General features: G+C 35.1%; 12 protein-coding genes. 1 reads left to right on the forward strand and 11 read right to left on the reverse strand.

Annotated features, from left to right (window positions below):
• Positions 1–56 precede the first annotated feature (56 nt).
• Entirely contained in the window at positions 57–1,151 is a 1,095-nt protein-coding gene (locus DWY01_RS07060) for an alanyl-tRNA editing protein (protein ID WP_117995456.1), read from the forward strand.
• Positions 1,152–1,155: 4 nt separating this feature from the next.
• Here DWY01_RS07060 and DWY01_RS07065 read toward each other — a convergent pair whose 3' ends face one another.
• The 11 genes from DWY01_RS07065 to DWY01_RS07115 all read right to left on the reverse strand — a co-directional run bounded on the left by DWY01_RS07065 (position 1,156) and on the right by DWY01_RS07115 (position 12,348).
• Positions 1,156–1,983 (reverse strand): DUF4299 family protein, encoded by an 828-nt coding sequence (locus DWY01_RS07065; protein WP_117995457.1) that lies wholly within the window; start codon positions 1,981–1,983, stop codon positions 1,156–1,158.
• A gap of 53 nt (positions 1,984–2,036) precedes the next feature.
• Entirely contained in the window at positions 2,037–2,786 is a 750-nt protein-coding gene (locus DWY01_RS07070; protein ID WP_117995458.1) for a CorA family divalent cation transporter, read from the reverse strand.
• 49 nt (positions 2,787–2,835) lie between these two features.
• Entirely contained in the window at positions 2,836–3,231 is a 396-nt protein-coding gene (locus DWY01_RS07075) for an Hsp20/alpha crystallin family protein (RefSeq protein ID WP_117995459.1), read from the reverse strand.
• Between the two features lie 20 nt (positions 3,232–3,251).
• Entirely contained in the window at positions 3,252–3,647 is a 396-nt protein-coding gene (locus DWY01_RS07080) for an Hsp20/alpha crystallin family protein (protein WP_117995460.1), read from the reverse strand.
• A 164-nt stretch (positions 3,648–3,811) separates the two neighbouring features.
• Complete coding sequence (carB, locus tag DWY01_RS07085; protein WP_117995461.1) at positions 3,812–7,021, reverse strand: carbamoyl-phosphate synthase large subunit; 3,210 nt, start codon at positions 7,019–7,021, stop codon at positions 3,812–3,814.
• A complete protein-coding gene (carA, locus tag DWY01_RS07090; protein WP_117995462.1) occupies positions 7,014–8,093 on the reverse strand; it encodes a glutamine-hydrolyzing carbamoyl-phosphate synthase small subunit in 1,080 nt (359 codons plus the stop codon). Before carA ends, carB begins: the two co-directional genes overlap by 8 nt.
• 261 nt (positions 8,094–8,354) lie before the next feature.
• Complete coding sequence (gene pyrF / locus DWY01_RS07095; RefSeq protein ID WP_117995463.1) at positions 8,355–9,053, reverse strand: orotidine-5'-phosphate decarboxylase; 699 nt, start codon at positions 9,051–9,053, stop codon at positions 8,355–8,357.
• The gene (locus tag DWY01_RS07100) at positions 9,053–9,961 is read right to left on the reverse strand and encodes a dihydroorotate dehydrogenase (protein ID WP_117995464.1); all 909 of its coding nucleotides are present in this window, start codon (positions 9,959–9,961) and stop codon (positions 9,053–9,055) included. The genes pyrF and DWY01_RS07100 overlap by 1 nt, the downstream gene beginning before the upstream one ends.
• Positions 9,961–10,686 carry a dihydroorotate dehydrogenase electron transfer subunit gene (locus DWY01_RS07105; protein ID WP_117995465.1) on the reverse strand — a complete coding sequence of 242 codons (726 nt, stop codon included), beginning with the start codon at positions 10,684–10,686 and terminating at the stop codon, positions 9,961–9,963. Before DWY01_RS07105 ends, DWY01_RS07100 begins: the two co-directional genes overlap by 1 nt.
• A gap of 1 nt (position 10,687) precedes the next feature.
• Positions 10,688–11,095, reverse strand: coding sequence for a hypothetical protein (locus tag DWY01_RS07110; RefSeq protein WP_243001985.1), 408 nt, complete (start codon positions 11,093–11,095; stop codon positions 10,688–10,690).
• A complete protein-coding gene (locus tag DWY01_RS07115; RefSeq protein ID WP_117995466.1) occupies positions 11,083–12,348 on the reverse strand; it encodes a dihydroorotase in 1,266 nt (421 codons plus the stop codon). The genes DWY01_RS07110 and DWY01_RS07115 overlap by 13 nt, the downstream gene beginning before the upstream one ends.

Consider the following 12,348-nt stretch of genomic DNA (forward strand, 5'->3'; position numbering starts at 1 on the left):
TTAATAATTTGTCAAAATTTGAATCACTTATGCTATGATTAATTTTGGTGATATATATGACAATTAAACTATACGAACAAGAACCCTACCAAACAACATTTCATGCCTACGTCGTTTCATGTGTTAAAAAGAATGAATTATATGACATACTCTTAGACAAAACCCTTTTCTTTCCTGAAGAAGGTGGACAAACATGTGATAAAGGAACGTTGAATGGTATTGACGTGGTGGATGTTCAAATCATAAATGATGAAATTCATCATTATACTCACTCTGCATTAAATGGTGATGTACAAGGTATTATTGACTGGACTCATCGCTACACAAACATGCAACACCATACAGGAGAACACATTCTTTCTGGATTGATGCACAAAGTATTCAATGTGGATAACGTTGGATTTCATCTAGGCTACAATGAAATAACCGCTGATTATGCGATGGATTTAAATCATGATCAAATCAAAAGAATTGAAGCTTTAGTGAATTGTGTTATTTTCGCAAATAAACCTGTTAAAACCTATTACTTAGATGATTATTCCAACATTGAATATCGAGCTAAACTTGATTTAGCCAAACCACGCCTTGTCGAAATTGAAGATGTCGATTTATGTGCATGTTGCGCACCCCATGTAAAGAGTACGATTGAAGTGGGATTGTTTAAAATCGTGAAATCGATGAAGACCAAAAAAGGCACACGACTATTCTTCTTATGTGGAAAACTTGCTTATGAAGATTATGTCTTAAAACATGATCAAGCTATTCAAATCTCCAATCAATTGTCTTCAAATATAGAAGCTTTATCATCAAATGTACAACGCGTATTAGATGAAAATTATGCTTTGAAACAAAGAATCAAACAATTAAACAAAGAGATGATTGATCACTTAATTATCGAACATAAAGAAAACCAAATCGTTCTATGTGATGAATTGGATCGTGATACACAATTGTATTACTACAATAAGCTTGTATCTTTTAGCGACAACTATGTTTTACTTGTTTCTAAACAAAAAGATAATTATCGTTTTATGACCAACTCTAAAAATATATTCTTACAACTCAAAGAAAGACATCAAGTTCGTGGTGGAGGAAAAAATGATTTCTTTCAAGGAACGCTAGATACAGTTAATGAGCAGCTATTTGATTAGCTGCTCATAGTTTTTGTATTGCGAGTGTATTTAAAGCCTCTGAAATATCTTCTTTCGATAAACATACCATTCTATGATTGGCATCATAATAATCAAACTTTTTAATGAAGCTCATTAAATCACGATACTTCACAAGGCTGTCATTCATAAATACATACCATTCTTCTATCCCCTCAATTTGATTCAATACCACATAAGGCTCTATCGGAAGAATCGTTAGTATATCAGCTCCTAATGCATACATACCAATTCTTCTACCGTGCGCGTTATAAATTCTTGGCGTGGCATAATATGCATCCAAAGTTTGTTGATTATGTAGATATTGCCCAAACAAATCTAAATCTGTGCCAAAATCATTCAATTCATTTTCCCCAATTGAAATCGGATGAAGAATGCCAAAAATTTCAAAATACTTATGATCCGATAATTTACTCTTCAAGTCCATAAGTGCATCCGCACTCGTTCTTTTATCATACACCATCTGCAAATCAATATCCTTTATATTCATTAGCCAATCGTCTTTCACAAATTCATTGGTATCCATATATTCACAATATACTTGCACTAAATAATAAAACAATTGAATTTCATCCATACTTGTAGGAAGACTTAAATTCAAACAAATATCATGATTTTGAATATAGATTTCAATCCCTCTTTGAAGATATTTATGATCAAACAAGATCGTATGATTCCCTATCTGATTCGGAATTAATTGACAATTTTCATCCATGACTCCAAAAGATAAGTGGGATAATTTAACTAAATCTTCTATTATAAACTTTTTTCTACGAAAGAAACCTTTCTGCATAATACGAACATTCACAGACATACTAACACCTGCTCTCTACCAAAATCATACACTTAAACAGATGTTTTTAATAGTTAAAACCACTTTTTCTTTTTAAAATATATAACTTCTAAAATAATGATCAATATACAGACTCCAATCACAATGAAATAGCCATAGGCACTATCTAATTCTGGCATAGCCCTAAAGTTCATTCCATACCATCCGGTAATTAATGTCAATGGCATAAAGATGGTTGTCACAATCGTTAAAAACTGCATAATTTGATTCTGACGCATCCCCACTTGTGTTTGATGCATTTCACGAAGCTGAATGGAATATTCTGCCAAACGATCCGTAACATTCGATAGACGTGTTAGTCTTTTCTCTAGTGTTTCAAAATGTGAATCATTATAAAATTCCTGCAAATTTTGTACAACCTCAATCATCTGATCATAATACGAATCAAAAGTACTTATCGTTTTCCTCATTTCAAAGATTTGTGATTCATAATGTGATCCCTTATGCGACATTAACTGATCTTCTATTTTCTCAAGTTTCATTTCTAATTTTTGAAGAAACTCCATATCCTCTTGAATCAATATATTCATCAAATTTAGAATACATTCACTAGGCTTATTCCCTGAAATCTTTTGTTTAAAAATATGTTCAGGATCGCAAATCAAAAAATCACTATCATTTAATTCGATACTAAACATCTTCTTATTCTTAGATTTTGATTTTGAAGGAACCCAAAAAGAACCCGATAGCTGCTGATTCTCTTTATGTACCCTACAATAATGAATATGATTTAAACGCTTTTCATTTATTACCTCTATCTTCATAATTCCCCCCCTTAAAAAAAGAATACACCATATAGGTGCATTCTTGTAGTTATTCAATTGGAATAAATTTATTTTCTTCTACTTGTTTAGGTGCTTCCTCAGGAACAACGATCTTCAATTCACCATTGTCGAAAGATGCCTTAACATCTTCCTGATGAATACCTTCACCAACATAGAAGTTTCTTGAATAAGATCCACTGACACGTTCCTTACGAACGACACGACCCTTTTCATCCTTGTCTTCTGTATTTGAACCATGCGTAGCAGTTACCTTCAAATATCCATCTTTTAATTCCATCTGGATATCTTCCTTTTTAACTCCAGGAAGTTCCATGCTCATTTCATAGTTTCCATCTTTTTCCACAATATCTGTCTTCATGACATCACTTGTAGTGTTTCCTGTAAAGAAATCATCAAATAAATCAAACATTGGATAGTACTTCATAAATATCGCCTCCTGATACCTTATTCAATAGGGATAAATTTGTTTTCTTCAATCTGTTTAGGTGCTTCCTTAGGAACAACGATCTTCAATTCACCATTGTCGAAAGATGCCTTAACATCTTCCTGATGAATACCTTCACCAACATAGAAGTTTCTTGAATAAGATCCACTGACACGTTCCTTACGAACGACACGACCCTTTTCATCCTTGTCTTCTGTATTTGAACCATGCGTAGCAGTTACCTTCAAATATCCATCTTTTAATTCCATCTGGATATCTTCCTTTTTAACTCCAGGAAGTTCCATGCTCATTTCATAGTTTCCATCTTTTTCCACAATATCTGTCTTCATGACATCACTTGTAGTGTTTCCTGTAAAGAAATCATCAAATAAATCAAACATTGGATAGTACTTCATAAATATCGCCTCCTGATTACTAGATTATGAAATCTATCTTCAAGTTACGGGATATCTTTTGACTTATCTCTAACTTCAATTATCATTATAGTCACTTTTTTAGCACTGTCAACACTTAAGTGCTAATTTTTTTTATAAAAAATTAGAGTGTGATTCCTCACACTCTATTTACCCATTTCATTCATAGAAATCATTGAGAAACTCAAAGATTCCAATACTTTAATTAAGGCATGTGCCGTATCTAAACTTGTCATACAAGAAATGTTATTTTCTGCAGACACACGACGAATCAAGAATCCATCTTTACTTGTAGAATTATCTTTATTTGACATTGTATTGATAACAAAGTTTACATGTCCATGACGAATAATATCCAATACAGTTTCATTGCCATTATCCTCATTGACCTTAGCAGCTACATGTACAAATAATCCATTGTCCTCTAAGAATTTAGCTGTACCTGCTGTCGCATAAATACCATAGCCAATGTTGTAGAAACGTTTAGCTAATTCTAATGCTTCCTGTTTATTTTCATCATCAATAGTCATCAATACACTTCCATGTAAAGGAATATTGATTCCAGAAGCTACAAGAGCCTTGTACAATGCTTTTTCTAAGTTTACATCACTACCCAAAGCCTCACCTGTAGACTTCATTTCTGGTCCTAAGACTGTATCTACACTACGCAATTTTGCGAATGAGAATACTGGTGCTTTGACAAATACTCTTTCTTTATCTTCAGGATGATATCCAGGTGTTAATCCTTGGTCTTCAATACTTTCTCCAAGTACACACTTAGTCGCAATCTGAGACATAGGAACACCAGTAATCTTAGATAAGAATGGTACGGTACGAGAAGAACGTGGGTTTACCTCTAATACATATACATTGTTTTCTTTATCCACAATAAACTGAATGTTATATAAACCAACGAATTCAAATCCTTCACCAATTCTTGTTCCATAATCAATGATAGTTTCTTTAACCTTCTGATTGATGATTTGAGTTGGATATACCGAAATTGAGTCACCAGAGTGAATACCGGCACGTTCGATATGTTCCATAACACCTGGAATATATACATTCTTTCCATCCGCAATCGCATCGATTTCTAATTCCTTACCAACAATATATTTATCAACTAAGATTGGCGCATCATGACTGATTTCCTTAACAGCTGTTGCCATATATACTCTTAGTTCATCATCATTATGTACAATTTCCATAGCACGACCACCCAATACATAGCTTGGACGTACTAATACCGGATAACCAATCTTGTTTGCGATAACCAACGCTTCTTCTACAGTTACAGCTGTCTCACCCTTTGGTTGAGGAATATCCAATTTATGTAACATAGCTTCAAATTCATGACGGTCTTCCGCTAAATCAATAGAGTGTAATGAAGTACCTAGAATCTTTACGCCATGTTCTACTAATGAATCCGCTAAGTTGATTGCGGTTTGTCCACCAAACTGAACGATTACACCTAATGGTTTTTCTAAATCAATAACGTGCATTACATCTTCTGTTGTTAATGGTTCAAAATACAATTTGTCACTAATTGAGAAATCTGTTGATACAGTTTCTGGGTTGTTGTTGATAACGATAGCTTCATAGCCTTCTTCACGCAAAGTCTGTACACAGTGTACTGTCGCATAATCAAATTCAACACCCTGTCCGATACGGATTGGTCCAGATCCTAATACAACGATTTTTTTACGATCTGTACGTTCAGATTCATTTTTATTATCATAACTTGAGTAGAAGTATGGAGTTGCACTCTTGAATTCACCAGCACAAGTATCTACCATTTTATAAACTGGAATGATTCCATTTTCTTTACGTAAATTATATAAATCGAATTCTTTCATATCCCAGTTACGCGCAATGTAGCTATCCGCAAATCCATTTTTCTTTAATTTGCGTAATACATCAATATCCTTAACATTCTCCATCATCATTTTTTCTAAATCAATGATTTTTAATAAATGACATAAGAAGAAATAATCCATTTTTGTGACCGCATGAATCGTTTCCATATCATATCCATCACGAAGCCATTGAGCAACCGCAAAAATTCTTTCATCATCTTGATTCTTGATTTTTTCAAGCAATTCATCCTTTGTCATACCAACAAATTCTTTTTTGAAGATGTGATCCACTTTCATTTCTAAAGAACGAACAGCCTTTAAGAAAGATTCCTCAAAGTTACGTCCAATTGACATAACTTCACCAGTCGCCTTCATCTGTGTTCCTAAGTGACGATCGGCACTAGGGAATTTATCAAATGGGAAACGTGCAAATTTAGTAACAACATAATCCAATGCTGGTTCAAAACATGCATAACTAGTTTTTGTGATTGGGTTAATGATTTCATCCAAGCCCAAACCAACAGCTAATTTTGCAGAGATTTTCGCAATTGGATATCCTGTTGCCTTACTTGCCAAGGCTGATGAACGAGATACACGAGGGTTAACCTCGATGACATAATATTTGAAACTATCTGGATTCAATGCCAACTGAACGTTACATCCACCACAGATCTTCAATGCACGAATGATTTTTAAAGATGCATTACGAAGCATTTGGTTTTCACGATCTGTCAAAGTCTGAACTGGCGCAACAACCGTACTATCTCCTGTATGTACACCTACTGGATCAATATTTTCCATATTACATACGACGATTGCATTATCTTTAGCATCACGCATTACTTCGTATTCGATTTCTTTATACCCTGCAATACTTTGCTCAATCAAACACTGATGTACTGGACTTGCCTTTAAACCTGAATCACAGATTTCACGAAGCTCAGCCTCATCATCGGCAAAACCTCCACCAGTTCCACCAAGTGTATAAGCTGGACGAACAACTAATGGATACCCTTCGCGATTTGCGAATTCAACAGCTTCTTCTACAGTATGAACAATCATACTTTCTGGCACTGGCTCATTGATTTCCTGCATTAAAGAACGGAATAATTCACGGTCTTCTGCACGATTGATCGCATGTAAGTCTGTACCTAAAATTTCTACACCAAACTCATCCAAAATTCCATCTTCATGTAATTCTACAACTAAGTTCAATCCAGTTTGACCACCTAATGATCCTAAAATAGCATCTGGTCTTTCTTTATAAATAACACGTTTTGCGAAGTCTACTGTTAAAGGTTCAATATAAACACGATCCGCAATCGCTGTATCTGTCATGATTGTGGCAGGGTTAGAGTTAATTAAGATAACTTCATATCCTTCTTCACGAAGAGATTGACATGCTTGGCTTCCAGCATAATCGAATTCAGCAGCCTGACCAATGATAATTGGGCCAGAACCGATAACTAAGATTTTTTTGATATCTGTACGTTTAGGCATTTTTATTCTCCTCCATTAATTCAATAAATTGATCAAACAAGTAACGAGAATCTTCTGGTCCTGCACTTGCTTCTGGGTGATATTGCACCGCAAAACAAGGATAGTCTTTATGACGAACACCCTCACAACTCTTATCATTTAATGCTTGGTGTGTCATTTCCAAACGAGTATCCTTCAAGCTATCAATATCTACCGCAAAACCATGGTTTTGAGAAGTAATTTCCACTTTACCAGTTGATAAATTTACAACTGGATGGTTTGCTCCACGGTGTCCAAATTTCAATTTATATGTTTTTGCACCACAAGCCAAAGAAATCAACTGATGACCTAAACAAATTCCAAATACAACTGTTTGAGGAATCAATTCTTTGATGGTTTCAATTGCGACTGCCACATCCGTAGGATCACCAGGACCATTTGACAACATAACTCCATCTGGACAATATGACATGATTGTACTTGCTGGTGTATCATATGGAACTACTACTAAATCGCATCCACGCTTTGATAGTTCACGAACAATACCTAACTTAGCCCCAAAATCCATTAATACAACTTTTTTGCCACGATTTGGAATTGGGAATACTTTATTTGTTGAAACACGAGCTACTTGATCATGTAAGAAGTCAGCGGCTTTTAAACCTGCAACAATGGCATCCACATCGGCATCCACGTTTGCCATAGTCGCTTTCATGGTACCTACATCACGAATTTTCTTTGTAATATCACGCGTATCAATATCATAAATTCCTGGAATATTTTCACGTTTTAAGAATGAATCCAATGTTTCCGAACATCTGAAGTTACTTGGATATTCGCAATAATCTTTCACAACAAATCCAAATACACAAGGAACCATACTTTCATTATCATCACGATTAATTCCATAGTTACCAATCAATGGATATGTCATCATTACAATTTGTCCACAATATGAATTATCCGTTAAAATTTCCTGATAACCGGTCATTGAAGTATTAAATACTAATTCACCAATTTGGAAGTTATCACTACCAAAGGCAATACCGCGATACACGCTTCCATCTTCTAAAATTAAAAGTCTTTCCATAATTTGTCCTTTCTTTTATTTACTCAAAAAAAAGATTAGCAAATAAACGCATTGCCAATCTTTAAATGGAACTATTAAAAAGTATAGCACTACGAAGAATACTATTCATCTCGATCACTGACGTTTTTTTCACAAACAAAACTGGATTCTTGATCATACGTATCCTCCTTTTGAAAAAAATACTATATTTCTCTGCTTAGTATACTACCACAAATCATGAAAATTTCAATAATAAAGTTAAAAAAAGATGTGATTTCTCACACCTTATTTTGACATCGTTGCTTCAATTTCCTTATATGTTTCAACTGGGTTAGCACTCTTCGTAATTGAACGACCAACTACGATATAATCACAGCCTTGTTCTTTCGCAAATGCAGGAGTCGCAACACGCTTTTGATCATCCTTAGAATCACTTGCCAAACGAATACCTGGAGTTACTGTTAAGAAGTCATCTCCACAAGCTTCATGAATTGCCTTAGCTTCATGAACTGAACATACAACACCGTCTAAGCCTGCTTCTTTGGCATTCTTCGCATATTTAATAACACAATCAATCACTTCACCTGGAATTCCTAATTCGTTATTCATAGCTTCTTTAGACGTGCTTGTAAGCTGAGTTACACCAATACACATAGGACGTTTTCCATCCTTAGCACCTTCATTTAATCCGTCGATAGCAGCCTTCATCATTGCAATACCACCAGCACAGTGTACATTGACAATATCTACACCTAAGTTTGCTAAGTTTTTCATTCCACCCTTAACTGTGTTAGGAATGTCATGCAATTTCAAATCTAAGAAAATGTGATGACCCATTTCCTTCACTGTTTTTACCATTTCTAAACCACACGCATATGTTAATTCCATACCAATCTTTACATATACTGGTTCATTAAATTGTTTTAAGAAATCTACAACTTCTTCTTTACTCGAAAAATCTAATGCTACAATTGTTTTACTCATTATTTAAAACTCCTTCCAACTGCTTCTTCAATATTTTTATATCCATATTTCTCTAATACTTTTGGAAGATCCTCAATGATTTTTGGACATACATAAGGATCCACAAAGTTTTGAGCACCAACTTCAACAGCACTTGCCCCCGCATTTAAGAATTCCAATACATCCTCTGCACAAGTAATTCCACCAACACCAATGATTGGAATATTTACGGCCTGTGCTACTTGATATACCATTCTTAGAGCCACTGGCTTAATGGCAGGACCCGAAAGACCACCTGTCACATTCGCAAGCAATGGTTTCCCTGTTTTCAAATTAATACGCATACCCATTAGTGTATTAATCAATACAATACCATCTGCACCGGCTTCTTCAACGGCTTTGGCAATTTCTACAATATCCGTTACATTAGGTGATAACTTCACATATACAGGTTTTGTAGCTGCTTCCTTACAAATCTTAGTCACATGTGCTGCAAGTTCAGGCTTTGTACCCAAACCAATACCACCATGTTTTACATTGGGACAAGAAATATTTAATTCATAAGCCTTAATAACAGGCTGATCATTCAATTTCTTGATAACTTCAACATAATCTTCTTCACATGCACCAGCAACATTGGCCATGATTTCTGTATCATATTGTGCAAGGAATGGAAGTTCATTTTCAATAATTGAATCTACACCCTTGTTTTGTAGTCCAATCGCATTTAACATTCCCATAGGTGTTTCAGCAATTCTAGGTGTAGGATTTCCAAAACGCTCTTGTGGCGTAGCTGATTTGATGGCGATGCCACCTAATATGCTCAAATCATATAGTTCGGCATATTCTTTTCCAAATCCGAAACATCCACTAGCTGGAATAATTGGATTTTTTAAATTTAATCCTGGTAGTTTTACTGAAATATCCATTATAAAGCCACCTTTCCCATCTCAAATACAGGACCATCCTTACATACACGTAATGAGTGTCCATCTACATCTTTCACAACACAACCCATGCAAGCACCTAGACCACAAGCCATACGTGCTTCTAATGAAATATATCCTTCACTATATTGTTCGTTGATGGCTTTTAACATAGGCAAAGGTCCGCAGCTTAGCACAAATTTACATGTTACATTGTTTTCTTTGATCGCATCCAATGCCGTACCCTTTGTTCCTAATGAACCATCCATTGTTGCGATATATACATCACACCCAAGTGACTTGAATTCATCCACATAGAATACACTATCTGCATCGTTTGCACCTAGAACAACTGTTACACGTGAATTTTTATTTAAATATTGTTTCGCTGTTTCATATAGGGGTGGTACACCAACGCCGCCACCAATCAATAATACTTCTTCTTTATCCTCAATTGGAAAACCATTTCCAAGTGGACCAAAGATATCTAATTTTCCTTCAAGTTCAGTCATTTTTAAAGTACCTTCTCCAAGCACTTTATAGATAATAACTAAAACATCTTCCTTAATTTCACTAATCGAGATAGGTCTACGCAAATAGAAACCTGGAACTGTGATTTCAATGAATTGACCAGGCTTAGCTGTTTTAGCTAAGTCTGTTTTCAATTCCATTTTCCAAATATCTTTTGCGATTTTGACATTCGATAGAATCTTCGCAAATTCCTGCATACTATTTCCCCATTTCATTCATAGAAATCATTGAGAAACTCAATGACTCTAAACCTTTCACTAATGCATTCGCTGTATCTAAACTTGTCATACAAGAAATGTTATTTTCTGCAGACACACGACAAATCAAGAATCCATCAGCACTTGTGTTCTTCTTATTAGACATTGTGTTAATGACAAAGTTTACATGTCCATTACGAATAATGTCTAAAACGTTTTTACCATCTTCTGTTTCAATCTTACTAGCACGATGAACATACAATCCTTCAGCTTCAAATAAGTCTGCCGTACCCTTTGTTGCATAGATTCCATATCCAATATTTGCGAAGCGTTTCGCCAATTCTAGTGCTTCTTGTTTATTCTCATCATCAATTGTCATTAATACATTTCCATGTTTTATCCTTTCCACACAGTCTTTCCATCTACGATGGTTTCTTTTACTTGCGCATTCACGCTCCAACCATTAAATGGCGTATTTTTACCCATAGATTCAAATGTATCTATGTCAATCAATGATTCATGTTCTAAATCTACTAAGACTAAATCTGCATTATATCCTTCTTTGATTTGTCCTACATTCTCTAAGCCAAAACGCTTTGCAGGAGCTGCTGACATCCAGTTTACAAGTTGAGCCAAAGTCCAACGTTTTTGTCTGTGAACAAATTCTGTATACAACAAGGCAAACGCACTTTCTAATGAAACAATGCCAAATGGTGCTTTATCCATCGAACGTTTCTTTTCTTCATAGGTATGTGGAGCATGGTCATTGGCAATGCAATCCAATGTTCCATTTTCCAACCCTTCAATCAAAGCCATACGATCTTCATGACTTCTTAATGGTGGATTCATTTTCCAATTTGGTCCAACCACATCCTTATCTTCTAATAATAAGTGGTGTACTGTAACTTCAGCACTTACATTTAATCCAGATGCTTTTGCGTCTTTTAGTGCTTCCACACTTTCCTTAGCTGAAATGTGACATGCATGATACGCATTTCCTACTTTTTTTGTCAGTTCTAAATCACGAATCAATTGTGCACTTTCACAAGCACTTGGAATTCCTAGCCAACCCTTTGATGTCACAACTTCACTGTCGTGTACACAAGCACCTGGTCTACGATAACGCATATCTTCTGTGTGAGCTACAATCATGCAGTCATTTTCTTTTGCGTTCCTCATGGCTTCTTTCATGATTTCAGATGTAGCCACACCTACACCATCATCACTAAACCAACGAATTCCTAAATTCTTGATAGCTTTCATATCCACTACTTCTTTACTTGCTTCTTCATGAGTAATACAAGCATAAGGATATGTATGTACGACGGATTCTTTATCAATTAATTGTTGATAGTCTTTTATTGTATCCACATCATCTGGAAAAGGAATAACATTTGGCATCGCAAATACAGAAGTAAATCCTCCGTGTGCTGCCGCTAAGCTGCCTGTATGAATCGTTTCTTTTTCAGTGTGTCCTGGTTCTCTAAAATGTACGTGTACATCAACCAAGCCTGGAATTACAGTTAAGCCTGAAGCATCTATTGTTTCACAGTCTTTTGAAATAGAATCATCAATCTGAATGATCTTTCCTTCATCAATTAAAATATCTTTCTTTTCAACACGTTTGTCAATTAAAACTTGACCATTTTTTATTAAACGCAT

Source organism: Eubacterium sp. AF22-8LB (genome assembly GCF_003458715.1).
Lineage (GTDB): Bacteria > Bacillota_I > Bacilli_A > Erysipelotrichales > Erysipelotrichaceae > Holdemanella.